The sequence below is a fragment of the Pantoea sp. sgz302252 genome, assembly GCF_042610525.1.
Taxonomy (GTDB): Bacteria; Pseudomonadota; Gammaproteobacteria; order Enterobacterales; family Enterobacteriaceae; genus Erwinia.
This window is the reverse complement of record NZ_JBHDVM010000001.1, coordinates 636,914-661,507: the sequence shown is the minus strand read 5'-3', so window position 1 is coordinate 661,507 and position 24,594 is coordinate 636,914. Positions and strand designations below refer to the sequence as shown.

Sequence of the window (24,594 nt, the reverse complement as noted above, 5' to 3'; positions counted from 1 at the left end):
TACGAATAGCGCGCCCTCCGTGGCGCGCTTTATCAGCAATGTTTGAGCAAACTGTTGATCAATGGCCCAAGCTTGACCAGCGAGTCAGTGGAAAGAATATCCGCGTGTTCGCATGCCAGCGGCCAGATTTCCAGCTCGTCGACAAACGGCGCCCAGGTGGCGCGTACGTCCATATCGGCAGGCACAGTTTTTTCCGCCATAAATAGCGTGGCCCGGCCGGAATAGCGTGGCGTGGTCGCTACAGAGAGACGGGCAACCGCATCTTTATAGTTAGCCACAATGGTATTGAACATCGCCGCTTTTTCCGCCAGCAGATGCGGATCACTTTCCGCTTCGCTCGCCGCCATAAACTGCGCCTGTTCGCGCGCTACTTCTTCTTTCGCTTCCTGCTCGTCCGGCGTGCGCCACTCCTGACCTTCAGCCGGGTAAGTATCCAGCAGCCCCAGGAATGTCACCGTTTCGCCCGCCTGCAGCAACCTGACGGCTATTCCCTGTGCCAGCGATCCGCCCAGCGAGTAACCCAGCAGCCGGTAAGGCCCGTGCGGCTGCAATTCGCGGATGGTTGCCAGATGGCGCTCACACATTGCCTCTACGCTTTCGCAGAAGGCGATTACGCCATCCGGACGCGGCGATTGTAGACCGATAACCGGATAGCCGCCGTCCAGATAGCGCAGCAGACTGTTGTACTGCCAGGCGAAGCCGGAAGCAGGATGCAAACAGAACAGCGTTGGGCCCGACCCTGAACGCAGCGGCAGCACTTCGCCATTGCCAGCGTCTACAGCCGTGCCGTCGCCGTCGAGAAGGGCGGCCAGCTGCGCTACGCTGCGTGCTGCCATAATTTGTCCTATCGCCAGCGGACGCTCCCTGCGCCGTAGCTCTGCTGCCAACTGCATCGCCAGCAGCGAGTGACCACCCAGCGCAAAGAAATCATCGTCGGCAAAGACCTGCTCGCGGCTTAGCAGATGGCAGAACAAGTCGGCGACAAGCTTCTCGCTATCGCTCTGCGGCTCGCGGCCTTCACGCTGCGCCAGCTGCGGCAGCGGCAGGGCCTTGCGATCCAGCTTGCCGTTGGCGCTCAGCGGCAGCTCCTCGAGCAGCATATAGCTGACCGGCTGCATGTGTGCCGGCAGTCTTTCCGCCAGCTGCGCTTTTACCTGTTCGGTATCCAGCTGTGCGCCTGGTTCGGCGATCAGCCATGCCAACAGCTGGCGGTTATCGACACCTGCCTGGCTCTGGGTCAGCGCTTTTGCCGCGACCACCGCCACGCTTACGCCCGGCAATGCCTGTAGCGCCTGTTCGATCTCGCCCGGCTCAATGCGCTGACCGCGAATTTTCAGCTGGTCATCGCTGCGGCCCAGATATTCAACCGCGCCGTTCTCATTCCAGCAGGCAATATCGCCGGTGCGGTACATGCGCTCGCCCGGCGCGAACGGCGAGGCGACAAAGCGCTGCGCCGTCAGATCGGCACGGTGCAGATAACCATCCGCCAACTGTACACCTGCCAGATAGAGATCGCCCGCCACGCCAACCGGTACAGGCCGCAACATGGCATCGAGGATATGCAGCTGCGTGTTCCAGACCGGCAGGCCGATCGGCACGCCCGGCCCGGTAAAGGTTTCCAGCGCTTCGCCAGTTGCAGGCTGATAAGTGACGTCCACGGCGGCTTCGGTCGGGCCATACAGGTTATGCAGCGGTGCCGCACAGATCTGTTGCCAGTCCCGTGCCAGCTCGCAGGAAAGCGCCTCGCCGCTGCAAAAGACGCGCTTCAGCGTTGGGCAGATATTTTGTTGCTGCACGTGGCCGACAAAAGCGGCCAGCATCGAGGGCACAAAGTGCAGCGTGGTGATACGGTGATCGTCTATCAATTGCCACAGCGTCTGCGGATCGCGGTGCGCTTCCGGCGGCGCCATAAAAAGCTGCGCGCCGGTTATCAGCGGCCAGAAGAACTCCCAGACCGACACGTCGAAGCTGCACGGCGTTTTTTGCAGCACCACATCGCTGGCGGTCAGCGAATATTCGTGCTGCATCCAGCGCAGACGGTTTACGATGGCGCGCTGGCCGACAATAACGCCTTTGGGCTTGCCGGTGGAGCCGGAGGTATAAAGAATGTAAGCAGGGCGATCGGCATCCGCCTGCGGCAACGAGTCAGACGGCAATGTGGTTTCATCCGCCAGTGCATCGAATGCCAGCAGTTTACCGAGCGAGGCAAAGCGTTCCGCCAGCGCCGTTTCGGTAATCACCAGCGCGGGCTGCGCATCTTCGACCATCAGCGCCAGCCGCTCATCGGGATAGCCGGTGTCCAGCGGCAGCCATGCGCCGCCAGCCAGCAGGATCGCGGTCAGGGCAAGGCTCAGGCGTACCGAGCGTGGCAGGGCCACGGCAACAATATCGCCAGGTTTAACGCCCGCCTCAATCAGACGCGCTGCAAGGATTTCAGCCTGGCGCACCATTTCCCGATAGCTGAGCTGAAAGTCACTATCGCTCAGCGCGATCGCATCCGGCGTCAGGACGGCCTGCGCCAGAATCGCCTGTTGCAGCGTTTCCGTTGGTAAAGCGATATCAGTTTTATTGGCGGCGGTAATCAGCGCCTGTTCTTGCAAAGTCTGTAATTGCCATTGCGCCAGCGGCAGATCGGGTTGACTCACCAGCTGCTCAAGCAGCAGTAACAGCCTGTCAGCAAAACCTTGAGCATTAGTGACACTGTCACGATATTCCATGATTAATGTCAGGCCGTCATGCGGCAGCACCAGCAGCGTTAACGGGTAATGAGTATAGCCGCGGTTATGGATAGCCTCGCAGCGAAGTCCCGCTTCCTGACGCAGCAGCGACTGGTTATCAGGATAGTTTTCTACTACCAGTAAGGTATCGAACAGCGTGCCGCGTCCCGCCAGCTGCTGAATCTCCGCCAGTCCCAGGCAATCCTGCTCAATCAGCTGAATTTGCTGTTTCTGATGCTCAGCAAGCTGCTCCGGAAGCGAGCTTTCTGCATCAAAACGCAGGCGAACAGGCAGCGTATTGCTGAAGAGGCCGACATGCTGATCTAATCCGTCGGTTTGCCCAAAGCGTCCGGAAACCGGCGAGCCAAACACCACGTCCGTTTGTCCGCAACTTATCGCCAGCTGCATGCCCCAAACACCCTGCATCAGGGTATTCAACGTCAGGCCGCGGCTGCGGCAAAGCTGTGCCAACCCTTGCTCAAGCTCAGAGGACAGCCGCATACGGATTTCATGCACTTCGTCTGTTGCTGGCTGTTCAAACAGCAGCGTAGGCCGCACATCCTGCAGGCTCTTCTGCCACATTGACTGCGCCTGTCCGGCATCTCGGGCGGCCAGGTGGCGAACTATTGCGGCGTAATCGTAATCGTGAGCGGCCAGTGCCTGCTCACCGCGCCACAGCACGGTAAGCAGATCCTGAACGATAACCGGCGTCGACCAGCCATCCACTACCAGGTGATGCGCATTTAAAAGCAGCGTCGCGCGTTCGCCGTGGCGGATAAGCAGGGCATGCAGCATGACCGACTGGTTGAAAAGATCGCGTCTTAGCGCCTGCTTTTCCAGCCTGATCAATTCGGCGGCCTCTTCTTCCGGCGACAGCGGCGGCAGGCAATGCTCTTCCAGTAGCCAGTGATCGCCTTCGTTCAGCAACGGCAGCAGCTGCACAGGCTCCACGCAGAGTTCGCTGTCAAAGCGAGCGGCCAGCTGCGGATGGTGGCGCACTACTGCATTCAGCGCGGCCTGAATCTGTTCCCGACGAATATCGCCGCTGAGGGTCAAACTGGTGAGCGTGTTATAGCTCCCTTTCTGGTCGCTGGTCTGAGCATGGAACAATAATCCTTTTTGCAGCGGCAGCAGCGGGAGTGCTTTGGTCAACAGACCGTGACGAGCGATCAGCTTACGCAGCAGCGCATTATCTTCCAGCCCGACCTCCGCAGCGACCAGAGTATCCTGTGCCTGCTGCGGCTGTGCCGTGGCAAATGTCATTAGTTCATTAACGGCCCCGGCCATCAGCTGATGCAGCTCTGCAATATCCGTGTCGCTAAAGATTTCCGCCGCCCAGCTCCAGTTCAGCGCCAGCGAAGCGTGCTGCGGCTGCTCGTCAACAAAGATATTAAGCTCCAGCGCATGCAGCAGCGGCATTTGCTCATCTTTGATCACGGCGAAAGCGTCACGGAAGAGGCTGGCGCTACGCAGCGGCGTCCACAGCGCTTCGCTTTGGCTGAAGCGTCCCAGATAGTTAAACAGCACTTCCGGTGCATGCTTACGTGACAGTGTCACTAATGGCGAGCGGGCATCCAGCCAGCGTAGCTGCCCATAGCCGATGCCGCGATCGGGTATCGCCCGCAAAATCTCTTTCACGGCACGCACGTTTTCAGCCTGGGAACCGGTTTGCGGTAGCGTAATCGCCACCGGATAGATGCTGGTCAGCCAACCCAGCGTGCGCGAGAGATCGCACCACGCCTCAGGTTCGGCACGACCGTGCGATTCAAGAGTAAAACGCAGCCGTGATGCAGCAAAATGCTGTTTCAACGCAACGGAAAGCAGCGTCAACAGCAGCTCTTCCGTAGTTGCACGATATTGCTGCGGTAGCACGTTCAGCAACGCATGGGTTTGCTCTTCATTAAACAAAGAGCGCTTGTGCCGGGCCTGACCGTACGTCTCTTTTGCGCTCAGAGCGCGCTGGCCCAGCAGTGGAACAGGTTCCTGCAACATTTTTTGCCAGAAAGGCAGCTCAGCCTGGCGCTGGGCCAGAGAAGAAAGCTGCCAGGCTGACCAGTCGTGCAGCGATACCTCTTCTGGTGACGGCGTCACGTTTTCGGTCAGCGCCAGCCGCAACTCCTCCAGCAGCACGCGCCAGGAAACGCCATCTGTAGCAAGGTGATGCAGTGTAAGCACCAGCGCGCGGCTTTGCCGATCCTGTTGAAGTAACGTCGCCTGCATTAAAATGCCCGCAGCGGGATCGATTCGCGCGGCATCTTCCGAGAAAGCCAACTCTGCGGCAATTTCTCTATCCTGGGTAAAGGCTACTGTTCGACTGTGTAAAGGCGCGCTATGCGTTTCACCTACTATCAGCTCGCCATCGCGGGTAAATGCGCGTAAAACAGGATGCGCCTCGCTGAGCTGGCGTAGCGCCTCATCCAGCGCCTGCTGCGTCAGCTCAGGCGGAACAGCAACAAATACGCCATGTACAAACCGGGCGTTAATTCCCGCCTGGTCACTGAACCAGTGCAGCACAGGCAGTCCATTAACTGCGCCTTGTTGCGGCACGCGAGGCACAGCACTCTGTTCCGCCAATGGCAACATAGCGCGGGCAATGCGCGCCACACTACGCTCGGCAAAGATATCGCGCGGACGCAGCTGGTAACCCGCGCGCCGCGCCGCCGTGCTCAGGCCCATAGCGGAAATACTGTCGCCGCCCAGGGCAAAAAAATCATCTTCCAGATAAGCCTGTTCGCAGCCGAGCAGCTGAACGAAGAAATCAGCTACCCGCTTTTCGTGTTCACTCTGCGGTGCGCGGCCTTCGCGCTGTGCCAGCTTCGGCAGCGGCAGGGCCTTGCGATCCAGCTTGCCGTTGGCGCTCAGCGGCAGCTCGTCGATCAGCATATAGCTCACCGGCTGCATATGTGCCGGAAGTCTTTCCGCCAGCTGCGCTTTTACCTGTTCGGTATCCAGCTGCACGCCAGGTTCGGCGATCAGCCACGCCAGCAGCTGGCGGTTATCTGCGCCGGTCTGGCTCTGCGTCAGCGCTTTTGCCGCCACCACCGCCACGCTTACGCCCGGCAATGCCTGTAGCGCCTGTTCGATCTCGCCCGGCTCAATGCGCTGGCCGCGAATTTTCAGCTGGTCGTCGCTGCGGCCCAGATACTCAACCGCGCCATTTTCGTTCCAGCAGGCAATATCGCCGGTGCGGTACATGCGTTCGCCCGGCGCGAACGGCGAGGCGACAAAGCGCTGCGCCGTTAAATCGGCACGGTGCAGGTAGCCATCCGCCAGCTGTACGCCTGCCAGATAGAGATCGCCCGCCACGCCAACCGGCACCGGCCGTAGCAGGGCATCAAGGATATGCAGCTGCGTGTTCCAGACCGGCAGGCCGATCGGCACGCCCGGCCCGGTAAAGGTTTCCAGCGCTTCGCCAGTTGCAGGCTGATAAGTGACGTCCACGGCGGCTTCGGTCGGGCCGTAGAGGTTATGCAGCGGGGCCGCGCAGATTTGCTGCCAGTTTCGCGCCAGCTCGCAGGAGAGCGCCTCGCCGCTGCAAAAGACGCGCTTCAGCGTTGGGCAGATATTTTTCTGCTGCACATGACCGACAAAAGCGGCCAGCATCGAGGGCACAAAGTGCAGCGTGGTAATACGGTGATCGTCAATTAACTGCCACAGCGTCTGCGGATCGCGATGTGCTTCCGGCGGCGCCATAAAAAGCTGCGCGCCGGTTATCAGCGGCCAGAAGAACTCCCAGACCGACACGTCGAAGCTGCACGGCGTTTTTTGCAGCACCACATCGCTGGCGGTCAGCGAATATTCGTGCTGCATCCAGCGCAGACGGTTAACGATGGCGCGCTGGCCGACAATAACGCCTTTAGGCTTGCCGGTGGAGCCGGAGGTATAAAGAACGTAAGCAGGGCGCTCGGCATCAGCCTGCGGCAATGCATGACGAGTTTTAACCGCGCCTTCTTCCAGTTGATCAAACATCAGTAATGAGCCGAGCGAAGCAAAGCGTTCCGCCAGCGCCGTTTCGGTAATCACCAGTGCGGGCTGCGCATCTTCGACCATCAGCGCCAGCCGCTCGTCGGGATAGCCAGTGTCCAGCGGCAGCCACGCGCCGCCAGCTAAAAGAATAGCGGTCAGCGCAAGGCTCAGACGCGCCGAGCGCGGCAGGGCAACGGCAACGATATTGCCAGGTTTTACGCCCGCTTCGATCAGCCGATCGGCGAGGATCTCAGCCTGGCGCACCATTTCCCGGTAGCTGAGCTGAAAGTCACTATCGCTCAGCGCGATCGCTTCCGGCGTCAGGGCGGCCTGAGCCAGGATTGCCTGCTGCAAAGTCTCCGCAGGTAGCGTCATCTGAGTGCTGTTAACACTGTCGATCAGCGCCTGTTCCGATAGGGGCAGCAGCGAAAGCTCATCCAGCGCGAGCTGAGGCTGAGCGCAAAGCTGACGCAGCATCCAGTCAATTCGCTCGCTATGACGCTGCAAATCCTCCTGACTGTAGCGTGCCGGGTTAGCGACCAGCGTAAGCTGTAGCTGGCCGTTGCGAAAGCCGACTTCAAATTCCAGATCTTCCACCGGCCCCATGGCGAGAGTATGGGTTTGGGCGGCAATGCCGTCGAACATCAGCGGTTTATGATAGACCTTGACGTTAATCGCTGGCCCATAAAGTTTTTTTCCGCTGCCCACCAAACCGAGGTCGCGGCGTAAATCCTCCGCCTCGTAACGCTGGAAACGGCGTGCTTTTTTGATTTCGTTCTGCAACTGCGCTACCAGCACAGGCAGCGTCATACCTTCCTCTACGTTTAAGATCAGCGGCAGAACGTTAACCACCGGCCCCAGCGCACTTAGCGCGCTCGAGCCCATACGGCGCATAAAGGGAAAACCGGCTGAAAGCCGACGACGACCGCTACAGCGTGACAGGAAAGCGATCAGCAACGCGCTGGCGATTTCGCCTTCCGCCACTTCGCGCAGCTCCGGAAGTTGGCGCAGCGCGGCAACATCCAGGCTGATTTGCTGCTTGATCGGCGCACTGCTTGCCGCAAAACTATTTTCCCTGCGGGCCAGCGTAATCGCATCCGGTAAATCCTGCGTATAACGCTGCCAGTGTTCCGCCGCCCGCTGCCAGCGCTCAGAACCCTGCCACTGTTGGTATTCTTCCACCACGGCAGTAAAAGGCGTAAAAGGCGAAGGCGAGGCCGCCTGGCCCTGGCGGAAAGTTTGGTAAAGCGAGGCTATACGGTCGGTCAGGGCTTCAAAACTGAAACCGTCCACCACTAAATGGTGATAGCGCTGATACCATAGCCAGCCATCGTCGCTAATGCGGATCAAAACGTGGCGGTAAAGCGGGCGGCTTCCTTCTGCAGGCAGTTCGGCGGCCAGATCTTCCTGCATCAGCGCTATAGCGCGCTGTTTTGCCTGTGGACGCTGGCTAAAGTCATACCATTCCGGCGCAATAATGGCTGCTTGCGTTGCAAACCACTGTACCGGCGTGCCGTCTTCCGCAAGGCCAAATTTTGCCCGGACGGTATCCGCTTCCTGCAGCGTGTGGCGAATAGCTTTGTCCATCGCAGCGCGATCGATATCGCCATGCAGCTCGCAATAGTGGGCGACGGCAAAAATATTGCGGCGTGCCGCGATCTGGTCAGCAATCCAGATGCCCGGCTGGGCGGCGACCAGCGGCCACGCCTGCTGCGCCTGCAGCTCAGGTGAAATAAGATCGGTCAAGATAATGCTTCCTTGTAATGGTCAGACGGCGGCAGGCTGCATGGCAAGCCAGTGCGTTTCGATATAGTCGATGGCCTGAGCACGCGGCATTGGCCCGGCGACGCTTTGCCAGCCCGCAGGGACTGGCGCGAAAGCGGGCCACAGGCTGTATTGTTCCCGCTCGTTAATCAGCACGCGAAAGGCCAGCGTCTCGTCGTCAAAAGGATTCTGTTGTTCGATCATGCACGTCTCCGGAAGGTAAAGAGGGGGAAAAGGGCACCAGGTCGGCCAGCAGCCAGCGGCAGCCTTCAATCAGACCATCGCGCCAGCACAGCCCGTCATGGCCGCCCGAAAAAAGTCGAAAATGCAGCTGATGTCCCGCCGCCTGCAAGGCAGGCGCCAGCTGCTGGTTAACAAAAGCGATATTGCGCTCGCGGCGGCCGGCTTCCTGGAAGATACGCAGCTTTCCGGCTGGCAATTCTCCCTGAGCGAGCAACCGCTGCAGCAGGCCAGGCTGGTGCTGTTCGCGCCCGGCGAAATCGTGAATAAAATTCAGGTTGGGCCACCAGAATGAGCCGGACTGCGTCAGCACGCGGCCAAAGCGCTGTGGGAAATGCAGCCCGGCGTAGAGCGCCGCCAGGCCGCCATAGCTCTGCCCGGCGACCAGAGTTCGCTCCGCCAACGAGCTGAAAGGCTGCTGCTGTGCCGCCAGCGGGATCAGCTCCTCTGTTACCGCCTGCCAGAACAGCGGATTACAGGGCAGCTCCGCCTCGCGGTGGCGGCCATCTATCACATCGATAAACAGCCAGCAGGCGGGCGGCAGGCGACCCGCAGCGGTTTCGCTTTCCAGCGCGGCGAAAACAGGCTGGCCCTGCACCCAGTTTTGCCCGTCCAGCACCAGGATTAACGGCCTTTGCTCTGGCTGCCGGCTCGCGCCGCTGGCCCACAGCCAGACCCGCCGCTGGTTTTTCAGCAGCGTGCTGTGCCATGCCAGCAATTGGGGAGGTGCAGGTTCCGCCAGAGCTTCGCCGCGATCCCAGCGTTGCCATACATCACAAACGGGCGCGTTCGGCATTTGCGCCGCGCTGCGGCTAAAGCGGCGGCTGTTTAAGAAAGGGCGCAGCGGATTAAGCGGATCGGCAATGGCCAGCGGCATCAGCGAGATCCACCAGGCACGCTGCTGCAGACGTTGAGCTTCGGCATCGCCGCTAAAGTCTGGCGGTAACTCGCTGACAGGGATCAGGCAGTAGCTGCCACGCCAGTCGTTTTCAATTTCCACTGACCAGTGCCAGACGTCAGTACCGGGCAGCCGTTGCAGACTTTCTGGATCGGGGCTGTGATGATTTACTACGCCGCCGATCTCAATATAAACGCGCTGCGTTGATGAAAAACGCTCGTCACCTTCGGGATCGCGCCATAAAAAATGCATGACTATCCGCCGATCCTCAGCCTGTTCCATTAGCGGCGTTCCTGTATCCTCGATTTTCCGCCACCAGGAAGCCTTTCCCACATCTTTTGCGGTCAGCCAGCGTTCAACGCTGCCTGCCGGTAAGGTCTGCTGTAACATTTTTCTATCCCCGGAAATACCTGGTGACAAATAACCCCGGTTTCTCCATAGTCATTACAAAATAAATCTTAATGTGAATGCTATTGATAACTATTTACATTTGCAATATGATTTTTTCCGCTTTTTTACTTTCGGAAATATCAGGTAACCGGAGCGAATATTTGCGTTAAGGCAGGCGATTCTTCTGAAAGAGGCACTTTACACTCCGCGATAAGCGCCAGACGGACGCGTCATCTATTAGCGGAATTTATTGACAGGGCAGTTAAATGAGATGGCTATCATGACCAGAAATCCAGTGAAAACATTAGCAACCTTACCTTTCAAAAAATCCGCTTTGCAGATTGCGTTGATGCTGGCCGCCTGCGCGGCGACAGGGGCGGAACAGACGATTACCGTAAGTGCGGAAGCGCAGGAAAGCGTTACCGCGCCGGGACAGGGCCTTGTGGCGAAAGAGAGCGCCTCCGGTACCAAAACGGCCACGCCGCTACGCAAAACGCCGCAGTCAATCTCCGTAGTAACGCGTCAGCAAATGGACGACCAGGCCGTGCCGTCAGTGGCGGATGCGCTGAGCTATTCCAGCGGCGTCGTCACCAACTATCGCGGCAACTCCAACCGTAACGATGAGATCATCAGCCGCGGCTTCCGCTACGCGCCTAAAGTGCTGGATGGATTAACCTACGGGCTTTCCGCTCGCAGCGGCGGCGGATCGGGACAGATCGATCCCTGGCTGCTGGAACGTGTAGAAATGATCCACGGCCCGGCTTCCGTGCTCTACGGCCAGGTCAGTCCCGGCGGACTGGTGAGCATGACCAGCAAGCGGCCAACGGCGCAAAGCCTGCATAAAGTGCAGCTCAGCGGCGGCAATAAGCATTATGGCGAAGCGGCATTCGATCTGGGCGGCAAGCTCAACGATGACAACACGCTGTTTTATCGCCTGAACGGCACGGCCAGCACCAAACATGAATTTGTACGGGGCGAGAAGCAGCAGCGCGTAGCAATTGCGCCAGCGCTGACCTGGATGCCGAACATTGATACCAGCTTTACGCTGCTGACCAGCTATCAGGACGAGCCGGAAGCGGGATACCGCAATTTTTTACCGGCGCAGGGCACGCTTTACGGCACCAGCGCTGGCTATATTCCCTATGACTTTAACGTCAGCGATCCCAGCTATCATGAGTCGAAGCGCAAGCAGGCTTCGATCGGCTATATCTTTGAGCACACCTTTGACGATGTGTTCAGCTTCCAGCAGAACCTGCGCTACACCAATATTGACGAATCCTATAAGTATCTGGTCTTTACCACGGCGAATAACCGTAACAACGACCATTCAATTAACCGTCGGCCACAGCATGATAAAGTTCAGACAGAAGAGCTGGGCCTTGATAATCAGCTAAAAGCGCAGTTCGCAACCGGCCAGATTGGGCACACTATGTTGGCCGGGCTGGACTATAAATGGAGCGACATCGACAGCAAATTATGGCGCGATAACAATACGGCGCGTTATACCCTCGACTGGACAAACCCGACGCGCGTCAGCGTTAATGAAAGCAACTTTTCGCTGACCACCAGCACGCAAACCAAACTGGATCAGATCGGCGTTTATTTGCAGGATCAGCTGGAGTGGGAAAACTGGAATCTGCTGCTTTCCGGCCGCAACGACTGGACGGAAGTGCGCACCCAGGATCACGTGGCGGCAACCGATATTCAGCAGAACGACAACAAGCTAACCGGCCGCGCGGGTCTGCTTTACGCTTTTGATAACGGCATTTCGCCCTATATCAGCTATAGCACCTCGTTTGAGCCGAACCTGAACAGCGGGGCGCCTGGCAGCGATCCCTTTAAGCCAACCACAGGCGAGCAGGCCGAAGCGGGGATCAAATTTCAGCCAACCGGCTCGGATACCGTGCTGACGCTTTCCGCTTTCCATATCAATCAGAAAAACATCAGCTCATATAACAGCGTCACCGGCTATAACGAGCAGATCGGCAAAGTGCGTTCCAAAGGCGTGGAAACCGAACTCCACTCCCAGTTAACGCCAGAGATTGCAGCGATCCTGGCCTATACCTATACCGACTCAGTTACCAAGGCCAGCAACATTGCAGGGCAGACCGGCAATACGCCGCCGAACATTCCGCGCCATGCCGCTTCCGGCTGGGGCAGCTACAGTTTCCTGGACGGCGCACTGAAAGGGCTGACGCTGGGAACCGGCGTTCGCTACACCGGCACGGCGGCAGGCGACTACGTGGGCCAAATGCGAGTGCCGCACTACACGCTGTATGACGCGATGGCGAAGTACGAACTGGACGAAGCGCTGCCTGCATTGCGCGGCACAACCGTGCAGTTGAACGTGAATAATATCTCGGACAAGCATTACGTTTCCTCGTGCAGCAATACCTCCGCCTGCTTCTACGGCAGCGGCCGCACTATTGTGGGTTCGGTGAGTTATAGCTGGTAGCCGCTTAGTTGTAAAAAATGGCTCAATGCCGGTTTCAGACTGCTGATTAACCGGCCCGTGGCTGCACAAAACACTACGGGCCATGGATGGCGCTTTTTGCGTCCGCCTGCACCGGCATTTTGTCATTTATATAGATGGGGAGTTCAGAAACGGTCGTTATATACATGCGAGCATTTTATTAACCCTACAGTTTAAATTAGATTTAATTAGCCCCGTCAAAGCATCTGTTATTCTCTTTTGAACGTTAAAAAAGGAGAATTCCATGTGTAATACAGAATTTGCTGTTAACAGTAAAACCCCTTCAGTCAAAATCCTCGATAACCGTGGTCTGACAGCACGCGATATCGCGTACCACCGCCGCCCGGATGCTCCTGAAGTGACCAGCGTGCGCATCACCCGCCATCAGTACGACGCCCGCGGCTTTCTAATACAGAGCACTGACCCACGGCTGTCTGAGGTCGGACGGGCTAACTTCACTTATCTCAAAGACCTGTCCGGCAGCGTCCTGCGCGCAGTCAGCACCGATGCCGGAACCACAGTAGCGCTGAACGACGCCGCAGGACGCCTCTTTATCGCGGTCAGTAACATCAGTACCGTAGACGACGGCACGGAGGACAGAAGCCAGGCCGTGACCCGTACATGGCAGTATGAGGACGCAGCGCTGCAGGGCCGTCCGGTAAGCATCACGGAGCAGCTTAACGGTGAGGCCGCCCGCATTACGGAGCGCTTCATGTATGCTGGCAACGCTGCAGAAGAGAAGGTTCTGAACCTGGCAGGTACCTGCGTCAGCCACTACGACACCGCCGGCCTGATGCAGACGGGCAGCGTGGCGCTTACCGGCGTACCGCTCGCCGTTACCCGCCGCCTGCTGAAGGATGCAGACAACCCGGCGGCCGGGACAGACTGGCAGGGCGAGGATGTGTCTGCCTGGAACACTCTTCTCGCCGAGGAGGGCGAAGGGCATACCACTCTGACTACTGTGGACGCCACCAGCGCGGCGCTGACCATTACCGATGCGAAAGGCAACCGGCAGCGCGTGGCATACGACGTGGCGGGCCTGCTATCGGGCAGCTGGCTGACCCTGAAGGGCGGTATAGAGCAGATTATCGTAGCCTCCCTGACGTATTCAGCCGCCGGACAGAAACTGCGCGAGGTGCACGGCAACGGCGTGGTGACCACATACACATATGAAGCAGAGACGCAGCGCCTGATCAGGATTAAAACGGAACGTCCTGCCGGACATCCTTCAGGAGCGAGAGTGCTACAGGACTTACGCTATGAGTACGACCCGGTGGGCAATGTATTAAAAATTAATAACGATGCGGAAGAGACCCGATTCTGGCGTAATCAGAAAGTGGTACCGGAGAACACGTACATATATGACAGCCTGTACCAGCTAGTCAGCGCTACCGGGCGCGAGATGGCTGGCGCAGGCCAGCAGAGCAGTCATCTGCCTTCTGCCACCGTTCCCCATCCCACCGACAGCGCCGCATACACAAAATACACCCGCACCTATCACTACGACAAAGCAGGCAACCTGACGCAAGTGCGCCATACACCTGCAACGGGTAGCGGCTACACAACCAGAATCATTATTAGTGACCGCAGCAACCGGGGGGTACTGAGCACGCTGACGGAAAACCCCGCAGACGTGGACGCGCTTTTCACGGCGGGTGGCCAGCAGAAACAGCTACAACCTGGGCAGAGCCTGCTCTGGACGCCGCGTAACGAGCTGTTGAAGGTGACGCCGGTGGTACGCGACGATAGTGCGGACGACAGAGAAAGCTACCGTTATGACAGCGGCAGCCAGCGTGTGCTGAAGGTCAGCGTGCAGAAAACCGGAGCCGGCACGCAGACGCAGCGGGTGCTGTACCTGCCGGGTCTGGAGCTGCGCTCCACCCATAACGGTTACACTGAGACGGAAGGCCTGGAGGTGATTACGGCGGGCGAAGCGGGCCGGGCGCAGGTGCGGGTGCTGCACTGGATAACAGGCAGGCCGGACGAAATGACCGGCGATCAGCTACGTTACAGCTACGATAATCTCACGGCCAGCAGCGGCCTGGAGTTGGATGGTGATGGGAGGGTTATCAGCACGGAGGAGTATTACCCGTACGGCGGGACGGCGATCCTGACAGCGCGCAGCCGGACCGAAGTGAAGTATAAAACGGTGCGCTACTCGGGCAAGGAGCGTGACACGACGGGGCTATACTACTATGGCTATAGGTACTACCAGCCGTGGTCGGGCCGCTGGCTGAGCGCGGATCCGGCGGGCAGAGTGGACGGGCTGAATCTGTTCCGGTTCTGTAGAAATAATCCTGTTACGCTGAAGGATGAAGATGGATTGTCCCCGGATCGGCATGAGCCATTAATAATTCATATTTTTTACCATGGGGAAATCCCTAATCACATATATGATAATATATTAAATACAATTAATAAAAACCCGCGTAATCAAGTGAAGTTGTGGAGTGATGATAGAGCAAGCAAGCATTTTATTAACTTGACTGGTGAGTTTAAAAATCTTGAGGTCATTGACTGGAATGAACTTAAGAATATAAAATCAAAAGAGGGTGATGAATCTTTCGGCAATATCAGTGGTATCTTTTCAAAAATCGAGGCAAGTGAAACAAAAGGTAAGGAAAAATCCCTTTCTGACTTATCCAGGCTGTTAGCGCTATATGAATATGGCGGGCTGTATTTGGATGCCGATGTGGTTATAAAAGAAGAGTTCAGCGTTGGGGAATTATTTGGAAGCTCTGATTTCAGGACGCACCTTTCCATTGAAAACTCAATTGTAAATGTTGATTTTTATGATGCAATTGGAATTAAGAATCCTCATGACACTCATTTGAATGAGGTGCTGAAAAGCTTACACGCTGATTATGAAGATGGCTATTTGGAAGCGGCCAGCTCACCTGGGGAGTTAGTCAGGATTAAGGATTTGGTGCGCTTAAAGCTCAATGAGGCTTTAACTGGTGATGATATAGATAATGTTCTTTCTGAAGATGTGATACCTGCTCATGACTTAGATAAAATAATGAGCACAATAAATAACATTGATATACTAAAAACATTAAAAGGGAAAATATCATTTAGTCCCATGCGTTCTGTGTAATATGAGTTAAGTAAGGAAGGAAACATTCCCACCAGTTAACTGGTGGGTCAATGATATTTAAGGCGGCTTTTTAATCAGAAGCAGCTTCTTTATAAAATGTCTGGTTGCGGCAGCCCTGTGAAATCTGCCATTATTTTTGTGCTGCAGCAGGGACATGCTTAAGGATTGTTGTCGAGCCGCCATAACGTATTAAGCTAAATCGGCCTTATAAAAAAAGCCTGCACGATGGCAGGCTTTATGATCATTAGCTTCTTATGGGGAACTTACAGCGCCATATCGTGCTGGGCTGGAGTTTTCTCAGCCTGGCCGGTGATGGTAGACTGCGCAGGCTCCTGGGCAGGCATATTGATTACCGGCGGCTTGGTCAGCTGCAGCGTGGCCGCAGTGTCATCCCAAACATGCTGGGTCAGCTCGGTATTGCCGTTCAGCGTCTGGCCATAGGTAGGAACGACCTTGTGGATCTTCTCCTGCCATTCTGGCGAGTTGAACTGCTCCGGGAACAGTTTCTTCATCACGTTGATGGCAATAGGCGCAGCGGTAGAAGCACCTGGCGATGCGCCCAGCAGAGCCGCAACGGTTTTCTGCTGATCGGTCACGATTTCCGTACCCAGCTTCAGCACGCCGCCTTTATCCGCGTCTTTCTTGATGATCTGTACGCGCTGACCAGCCTGGATCAGTTTCCAGTCTTCTTTCTTCGCGTCAGGGTAGTACTCTTTCAGCGCGGCAAAACGGTCATCGTCGCTCAGCATTACCTGACCAATCAGGTATTTCACCAGGTCAAAGTTATCCATACCAACGTGGGTCATCGGCATAAAGTTGCTGGTGGTGGTGGTGCTCAGCAGATCGAACAGCGAACCGTTTTTCAGGAACTTGGTAGAGAAGGTAGCGAATGGCCCAAACAGCACCACGCGCTTGCCGTCCAGGTTACGCGCATCGATATGCGGAACGGACATCGGCGGCGCACCTACGGAAGCCTGACCGTAAACTTTTTGCAGGTGACGGCTGGTGATCGCCGGGTTTTCAGTAACCAGGAAAGAACCGCCAACCGGGAAGCCTGCATAGTTGTCAGCTTCCGGAATACCGGTTTTCTGTAGCAGCTTCAGCGCGCCGCCGCCAGCGCCGATAAAGACATATTTCGCATCAACAGCGCGCTCGTTGCCGCTTTTTACGTCTTTAATGGTTACGTGCCAGGAGTTATCACCGTTACGTTTGAAATCGGTGACTTCAGAAGAAGTTTCCAGCTTGAAGTTGCTGTTTTTCTGCAGGCTGGCGGTCAGCTGACGGGTGATTTCACCGTAGTTGACGTCGGTGCCGACCGGCGTCCAGGTTGCAGCTACTTTCTGCTTAGGATCGCGGCCTTCAATAATCAGCGGCGCCCACTGTTTGATCTGATCCTGATCGGTAGAGAATTTCATGCCCTGGAACAGGGTAGTTTTCTGCAGCGCGGCATAGCGCTTGCTCAGGTATTCAACGTTAGCGTCGCCCCAGACAAAGCTCATGTGCGGCGTAGAATTGATAAAGGAGTGCGGGTTATTCAGCACGCCATTTTTCACCTGGGAAGTCCAGAACTGGCGGGAAATCATAAAGGCTTCGTTGATTTCCAGCGCTTTGCTGACGTCAATGGTGCCGTCTGCACGCTCAGGCGTGTAGTTCAGCTCCATGTTGGCGGAGTGGCCGGTACCGGCGTTGTTCCAGCCGTTAGAGGACTCAAGCGCGACGCCGTCAAGTTTCTCAACCATGATCTGTTTCCAGTCTGGCTGTACGTCTTCCAGCATGGTGCCCAGCGAGGCGCTCATGATGCCGCCGCCGATCAGCAGGACGTCGGTTTTCTCTGGTGTAGTTTCAGCGTGGAGCGCTGAAGAAATCAGTAAAGTGGACAGCGAAAGCGATGTAAGAAGCTTTTTTGATTTATTCATGGCAGGTCACTAGTCGGGATTTGACATTAGTTAAAAAGTGGTTGTAAATATTAAAATATTGTTACCCTCAATTGTATGTGTTTTTAGTTACAAAACTAAAAAATGTCATATTTAAGTTAATTTAGTTACAAATAGCCAAGCAAAACCATGTCACTTGTTATGGAACGGTTTAGAAAACGCTTCGGGCGGCTTATTCAGGCAGGAAAGAGGTGATACCAGTGTTAACTGTAGGGTTAAGGCTGCGTAACCAGGCATAGCACATCCTTGTGCTCAGACTGCTGACAAAGCTAAAAAAGCCCAGGTGAACATCTGTTTTTTTTACAGTAACTCCGCAGCTTTATGGCGGCAGAGGCTGAGCGGATAAGCGGACCGTTTGGCGCATGGACGCGCCAACCGAGCCTACATGGAAGTATTTACGGCGTGTCCGTGTTTCGATCTGCCTCTGCTGCTCTGTCACTGATTTAAACGCGACCTGGGGTTTGTCATCAACCTCAGCACATCCTTGTGCTTTAGCTTTAGCGGCTTAACAGGATCATCGGCGCAAGCCTGTTCTCTTCGGTAAGGTGCAATCCGTTTTCAATAACCAGTTCTTCGCCGCTCAGCACATTCAGATAGCGACGCCCGTCCAGGTTTTCCGGCAGCGCGATTTCTGCCGTCGCCCAATTTTCCTGCTGCAATCTCTGCAACACAAGGCGAGGCGTGACAACAATCAGCGCCGCTGACTCACTGATTCGCGCGAAAGCGAGTACGTTTTCCGCCTGCTGACCAGTGGCGCTCAGCGGCAGGTAATCACCCTGACGGAACAGATCCGGCAACTGCTGACGCAGCGGCAGCACAGCCGCAATCAGTCGCTGCTTAAGTCTTCCATCCAGCCAGTGCGCTTCGTCAGCAAAATCTGCCTGAGCGGAAGAATGCAGCAGCTGTTGCAGCGCGGCAAAGTCCGGTTCACGGCGGTTATCGGGATCCACCAGGCTCAGATCCAGGGTTTCACTGCCCTGATAGATATCCGGCACGCCAGGCGCAGTCAGCTTAATGGCCGTCTGCGTCAGGCTATTGACCAGACCCGCGCGGATAAAAGGCTGGAGCGAAGCGACAAAATCCTGGAGGAAAGCCTGATTGTCGGGCGAGAGCAGATGCCGAACATAGTCCAGTACGGCATTTTCGTAGGTTTCGTTGCTGTCGGCCCAGTCGGTGCGCAGTTTCGCCTCGCGCAGCGCCTTTTCGACAAAGCCGGTAAAGCGCTCTTCCAGCGCCTTCAGGCCTGTGGCATCTTCCGGCTTCAGCGTGGTCGGCCAGGCGCCCGCCAGCGCCTGGTACAGCATCCACTCCACGGCGGGCTTCGGTGCCGGGCCATCCTCCAGCGTTACGACCTGCGCCTGATTACTTAGCCGCCAGCGTGCAACGCATTCTGCCCAGCTTTCCGGCGCTTCGCTCAGCGTGTAGAGACGCGCGCGGGCATCTTCGCCGCGTTTGGTATCATGCGTGGAAGTGCCGGAAAGGGCATCCGGCTGGCGCTCCAGCCGCTCCTGCATCTCCTGGTGAAAACGCTCTGGCGAAAAGCTTTCCGGCATCGGCTCCGCGCCGACTTCATTCAGCGCCAGCGCCATATGCAGACGGAAAAACAGCGTATCCTCCACCGATTTCGCCATCAGCGGGCCGGTCAGCTGCTGGAAGCGGGTGCGGAAGCTGGCGGCATCCGCCAGCGCGGCGGCGGAAACTTCGCCGGCAAGAATGCGCGTCAGAAAAGCCAGCGCTTCCGGATCCGGCGCTTTATCGCCCTGGCTTACCTCATCCGCTACTTTCAGCAGCAGATCGGCATCTTCTGGCGGCAAGCCTTCGGTAGTGCCATAGGTACGATAAACCGGGAAGGCGACCAGCAGCTCCCGCAGCGCCTTCAGCAACGCCTCTTCCGCCAGCGGCTCGTTGTCGGCGGCGGCGATCGTCACGGCAAGCTGTAGCAGCCTTGTTGCTTCACCAGCAAAATTGCGGGTCGCCATCAACATTTTGGCGGCCCGCAGTTCTTTTGGTACATCAACAGGCTTGCCCAGCAGCGATTCATAGGCCTGACGCAGCTGGCGCAGATGCCTGCCGTCCACCAGTGCTTCCGAAAGCGAGGCGATAAATTCATAGCCCGTGGTGCCGGAAATCGGCCAGTCGGCAGGCAGATGCTCGCCCTTAGCCAGAATTTTTTCTACCGTGATATAGCATTCCGGCCCGGCCTGCTGGCGCAGGCGTTCCAGATAGCCTTTGGGATCGGCCAAACCATCCACATGATCGACACGTAATCCCTGTACAGCGCCACTGTGCACCAGTTCGAGGATCAGCCGGTGCGACTCATCGAAAACCGCCTGATCTTCTACCCGCACGCCAGCCAGCCCGGTGATTTCGAAGAAGCGCCGGAAAGAGAGGTCGCGCGGCGCATCCCGCCAGGACATCAGGCGATAAGGCTGGCGCTCATGCAGCTCGGCGATTTTTGCTTTATCGGTAAGTTGCAGCACGGCTTCCTGCCGATCTTGCCAGGTAGCAGGCGCCAGCGGATAAAAGCTCTCATAGTAAGCCAGCGTTGGCTTGCCGCTGTGCGGATCGGGCTTAACGGCGATAGCGCCGTTTGCCAGCTCCTGGTCAAAGTCATCCCCCAAAAAAGGTAGCGTCAGGCGGCGCGACCAGTCGATATCAAAATGACGGGCGTAACGGCTTTGCTCGCCATTTTCTACCACGTCGCGCCACCAGGCATTTTCCAGCGAGGAAGCCATGTGGTTTGGTACGATATCGATAATTAATCCCAGTCCGGCTTCCTGTAATTTTTTCACCAGGCGATCGAAGCCTTCACGCCCGCCAATGGCCGGATCGATTTCATTGGCGTTGGTAACGTCATAGCCATGCGTTGAGCCAGAAAGCGCGGTAAAAATTGGCGAGGCGTAAAGATGACTGATGCCAAGCTGTTGCAAATAGGGAACGAGCGCAGCGGCGCGATCGAAAGTCATGCCGTTGCGGAACTGAATACGGTAGGTAGAAGCTGGAATATTCACGCTGCGTCTCCTGGAGCAAGGCGAACAACAATGGCATGCTGCGGCAAATCGGCTGCCGCCTGCGGCCAGCTAAAAATCGTTTCTCCCTGCATTTCCGGCAGCGGCTGGGTTTTTTCGCCAATATTCAGCGCCAGCGACAGCGTGCCCTGAGGGAAAGTCCAGCTAACGGCGATAAAGCCCGGTGCGGTTTGCAGCACTTTGCCGCTGTTGCCGCCAGCCGTGGCCAGCAGCGGCACTATATGGCGCTGCCTCAGCGCCAGCAACGCTCTGGTAAAGGCGAGCCAGGTTTTGCCTTGCTGTTCGTGCGTTTTGTTCCAGTCCAGCTTTGACGCTGCAAAGGTACTCGCAGCGTTTGGATCGGGTACGCTTTCATCTTCGTGGCCCGCGTGCCCCTGAAACTCGCGGGCGCGGCCTTCGCGCACCGCTTTCGCCAGCTCGCCGTGAAAATCAGTGAAGAAGAGAAAAGGATTGGTTTCGCCATACTCTTCGCCCATAAAAAGCAGCGGAATATGCGGCGAGCAGAGCAGCGTAGCCAGCAGCACTTTAGTACGGTCGGCTCCGGCCAGCTGGATCAGCCGGTCGCCCTGGGCGCGGTTGCCGGTCTGGTCATGATTCTGAATAAAATCGACAAAGGCAACCGGCGGCTGGCCCGAACTTTTAACGCCGCGCGCTTTGCCGGACTGTGCCGAGACTTCACCCTGATAAGCGAAGCCTTCCGTCAGAATACGGGCTATCAGCTTCTCCGGTTCGCGGGCGAAATCCTGATAGTAGGCGTGAGTTTCACCAGTAGCGAAAACGTGGATGGCATTATGGAAATCATCGTTCCATTCACCGGTAAACAGCGGCACGCTGCCGTCTGCTTCGCGCGGATGCAGAAAGATAACGTTACGGCTGTCTTCAGTAGTGAGATGAACCGGCCGGTCGGTGATTTCCGCCCGAATGCGCTCGGCAATTTCAATCAGCGCATGCTTTTCCGAGCTGTCTTCGATCTGATCGATGGCGTCGAAGCGCAGGCCGTCCAGATTGTACTCCCGCAGCCAGTAAAGCGGCGCTTCTACTATATAGTCGCGGGCAGGCTGCACATCGTAGGCAATACCTGCGCCCCAGGGCGTATGGCGCTCCTTGTGAAAGAAGTCGGGCGAGAGCAGCGGCAAATAGTTGCCTTCCGGGCCGAAGTGGTTGAGCACGATATCCAGCACCACCGATAAACCGTAGCCGTGTGCCGCGTCGATAAAGGCTTTGAAATCATCCGGCGTACCGTAGGCGGCATGCGGCGCGTAAAGCAGCACGCCATCGTAGCCCCAGCCACGATTGCCGCCGAATTGCGAAACGGGCAGCACTTCCAGCATGGTTACGCCCAGCTCGGCAAGATAAGGCAGTTTCTCAATAGCGGCGCGGAAAGTGCCTTCTGGCGTAAAGGTGCCGATATGCATCTCATAGACCACGGTTTCAATCCACGGACGGCCGCGCCAGGCGTTCTGCCAGCTATATTGTTCAGGATCGATAACCAGAGAAGGGCCGTTTACATCCGCTTTCTGTGCGCGAGCGGCCGGATCGGGCACTACCATCCCGTCGGCAAGCACAAAGTTATATTCCGCGCCGGGCGCAACATCGCTGGCTTCTGTTTCAAACCAGCCATCACCGCTGGCAGACATCGCTATATCTTTACCGGCAAGCCTGAGCGTTACGCTCTGCTGCCCGGTTGCCCAAAGACGAAAACGAACCGTTCCGGCGGCCACGTATTCAGCCCCCCAGGTTTTACTAAATGTTCTGGATTCCATTCAATAGCCTCGTTTAGCACTGCGGTGAGCAATCGATGACATCGCGTGGGGCGATACAGGCTTTAAATCATAGACTATGGCGTGGAAAGCGAAGGGCGCTGCGACAGCGGAAAAGGGTGAAAAATGAGGGATTTCAGCATTGCCGCCAGGCGGTGACCAGTCACTGACCTGGCGTGCGGGTTACTCACAGCCCGGTTCGGCTTCGTCGCCCATGGCATAACTACACTGGAAAGGGTCAACCCACGGATTGTTTTTGCGGAAAAAATAGGTAACTTCTTTATCGCCGAAGGTTACGGAGGCAAAGCCGCTCGACTGCAGAGTAAAGCTGCCCGAGCGGTCATCCGCAAAAGCGACCTTGCCTGTGGTTATGCAGGGCGAAAAGTATTTTTTCCCGGCCTGTCCACCTTCTTTCATGCTGGCAGCCTGAGAAAAGTAGTCGGCAACTTCTTGTTCGCTGGGTTTAAAGAGTTTGCATCCTTCCTGCTCGGTCTGATTCCTTCCCTCATAAGCTATGCCCGATTCGGTTATTTCAATATGATTTACCAGCGCCGTCATCCCTGGCCAGCAAATAAAAGCCAGGGCTATAGCCAGATATTTTTTAGTTACCATTTTGCCGTTCTCGCTTCCGTGGAGTTTTTTCTGGCTATTTCCGGATGCCGGTAGATTTCAGAGCGGGCTACCGCAAGCGTTGCGGTCAGTTCGCCGATCAGCCATTGCAGCGCACTATTTTGCGCTTCATTAACTTCTTCATAAACTTCTTCTTTTTTATTCTCTTCCGGCCAGGCCATGCCCACTATCTCAATGCCAATGCTGTCGACGTTAGCCGGAAAGCGGTCGGGGAAGGCTTTGCCTTTTTCCAGATCGGAAATCTTTTTATAATTTTTCCAGGACTTTTCCAGATTAATGATGGTCGTGAGATCGGCAGCGCTGCATTTTTTTTCCAGATAGCAGCGGGATTTCATTTGCCCCACATGCCAGGTTGTTTTGCTCAGCGAGGCGGTTTGATAAATAGTTCCGTCCTTATCAATCAGGAAATGGGCGCCCGTTGCGCCTTTGCTTTGGTAACTATTAAAAGCGCTTTCCGCCGTTTTTGAATAGGTTTGATGGACCACGATACCATTAACTTTTTCCAGCTTGCCCCGCTCTATATTTGTGTATCTCTTTTTAGTGATGCGTGATGATTTCACCATGCCATTTTGATCGAGAAGCAGCATTATATTCATCCTTGTATAAGCGAAATTTCCGGATTGCAATGAGGCCGGGCCTGCTCTGATGCCCGATCGCAAAAGAGAGTGATACCCCATCGTTGCCATAATGACAATATCCACTCTGAATTATTACGATCCGGGCAAAAATATCAGATATTCGCCCATCCCCGAATCGTAAAAGGCTGGCTGGTCTTACTCCGCCAGCAGCAGCTGCCAGTTGCCTTCGCTTAACGCCTCCTGCGCGGCCAGACCAAGCCCGCTATCGGTAATGATGGTAGCGAAACTCTCCAGCGGCAGCGCCATAAAAGTAGCGATTTTGTTGTACTTGGAGCTGTCGCTCAGCAGCACGCGCTTGCTGCTTACGTCGCATACCGTCTGTTTGACCGTAACCTTGTCTTCATCCGGCGTAAACAACCCGCGCGGCCCCCAGCAGGAAGCGGAAATAAAAGCGATATCAATAGCCAGATGACGCAGGCTGCGCGACGCGCTTTCGCCCACGCAGGAGCGATTTTCGCGGCACACCGTACCGCCAGTGTGGATAACCCGGCAATGGCTGCTCTCCATCAACAAGTTCGTCACCATAAAATCGTTGGTGACGACCAGCAGATCGTCGCGCTCCAACAGCTCACGCGCCAGCGCCAGCGTAGTGGTGCCCGCATCGATGTAAATACAGCTGTTGCGTGGAATATGCTGCGCGGCAAGGCGGCCAATAGCGCTTTTCTCAGCGTTATAGAGCGAGGTTTTAGTGAGGTGCGAAGGCTCGGCAGCCAGCCGTTCCGCCGAACGGACGCCGCCGGATACCGCCAGCAGCGCGCCTTGTTCTTCAAGTTTTTGTACATCACGACGAATGGTCATATGCGAGACGCCAAGCCGTTCGGTCAGTTCGGAAAAGCTCACTACGCCGCGTTCGGCCACCATTGCCAGGATTTGCTGATGTCGTTCAACCGGGATCACTTCTGCTCCTGTGAATTTATCAATTTTTCACATTGTAATGGAAAGCGATCGCCGCGCGAACAGGAAATCGTAATTTTAACAGGGATATTGCCCTGGAAAACCATGAACTATCCAGCCACGACGCGCACTGTGAAGAAATGTGATGATTTGTGCATTCCGCC

General features: G+C 56.4%; 11 protein-coding genes. 2 read left to right on the top strand and 9 right to left on the bottom strand.

What is annotated here, in order from left to right; all coding sequences use genetic code 11:
* Positions 1–32 precede the first annotated feature (32 nt).
* The 3 genes from ACETPC_RS02955 to fes are packed head-to-tail and all read right to left on the bottom strand — an operon-like array spanning position 33 to position 9,975.
* Positions 33–8,429 carry an amino acid adenylation domain-containing protein gene (locus ACETPC_RS02955; protein ID WP_380178423.1) on the bottom strand — a complete coding sequence of 2,799 codons (8,397 nt, stop codon included), beginning with the start codon at positions 8,427–8,429 and terminating at the stop codon, positions 33–35.
* Between the two features lie 21 nt (positions 8,430–8,450).
* Positions 8,451–8,651: an MbtH family protein gene (locus ACETPC_RS02950; RefSeq protein ID WP_380178421.1), complete on the bottom strand. Its 201-nt coding sequence runs from the start codon at positions 8,649–8,651 to the stop codon at positions 8,451–8,453.
* Complete coding sequence (gene fes, locus ACETPC_RS02945; protein WP_380178419.1) at positions 8,626–9,975, bottom strand: enterochelin esterase; 1,350 nt, start codon at positions 9,973–9,975, stop codon at positions 8,626–8,628. The genes ACETPC_RS02950 and fes overlap by 26 nt, the downstream gene beginning before the upstream one ends.
* A gap of 280 nt (positions 9,976–10,255) precedes the next feature.
* Between fes and ACETPC_RS02940 the strand changes: the two genes are divergently transcribed.
* Positions 10,256–12,430: a TonB-dependent siderophore receptor gene (locus ACETPC_RS02940; protein WP_380178417.1), complete on the top strand. Its 2,175-nt coding sequence runs from the start codon at positions 10,256–10,258 to the stop codon at positions 12,428–12,430.
* A gap of 262 nt (positions 12,431–12,692) precedes the next feature.
* Positions 12,693–15,545 carry an RHS repeat-associated core domain-containing protein gene (locus ACETPC_RS02935; protein WP_380178415.1) on the top strand — a complete coding sequence of 951 codons (2,853 nt, stop codon included), beginning with the start codon at positions 12,693–12,695 and terminating at the stop codon, positions 15,543–15,545.
* A gap of 263 nt (positions 15,546–15,808) precedes the next feature.
* On the opposite strand, the gene mqo is transcribed toward ACETPC_RS02935, so the two are convergent.
* From mqo to ygbI, 6 genes are all read right to left on the bottom strand, one after another.
* Positions 15,809–17,461, bottom strand: coding sequence for a malate dehydrogenase (quinone) (mqo, locus tag ACETPC_RS02930; RefSeq protein WP_380178413.1), 1,653 nt, complete (start codon positions 17,459–17,461; stop codon positions 15,809–15,811).
* A gap of 515 nt (positions 17,462–17,976) precedes the next feature.
* Positions 17,977–20,490, bottom strand: a complete 2,514-nt coding sequence (gene treY, locus ACETPC_RS02925; RefSeq protein ID WP_380178411.1) for a malto-oligosyltrehalose synthase — start codon at positions 20,488–20,490, stop codon at positions 17,977–17,979.
* Positions 20,487–22,271, bottom strand: a complete 1,785-nt coding sequence (gene treZ / locus ACETPC_RS02920) for a malto-oligosyltrehalose trehalohydrolase (RefSeq protein ID WP_380178409.1) — start codon at positions 22,269–22,271, stop codon at positions 20,487–20,489. Before treZ ends, treY begins: the two co-directional genes overlap by 4 nt.
* A gap of 180 nt (positions 22,272–22,451) precedes the next feature.
* On the bottom strand, positions 22,452–22,880 hold the full coding sequence (locus ACETPC_RS02915) for a hypothetical protein (RefSeq protein WP_380178407.1): 429 nt from the start codon (positions 22,878–22,880) through the stop codon (positions 22,452–22,454).
* Positions 22,874–23,485, bottom strand: a complete 612-nt coding sequence (locus tag ACETPC_RS02910; RefSeq protein ID WP_380178405.1) for an N-acetylmuramoyl-L-alanine amidase — start codon at positions 23,483–23,485, stop codon at positions 22,874–22,876. Before ACETPC_RS02910 ends, ACETPC_RS02915 begins: the two co-directional genes overlap by 7 nt.
* A 186-nt stretch (positions 23,486–23,671) precedes the next feature.
* Positions 23,672–24,433: a DNA-binding transcriptional repressor YgbI gene (gene ygbI / locus ACETPC_RS02905; protein WP_380178404.1), complete on the bottom strand. Its 762-nt coding sequence runs from the start codon at positions 24,431–24,433 to the stop codon at positions 23,672–23,674.
* Positions 24,434–24,594: the final 161 nt, after the last annotated feature.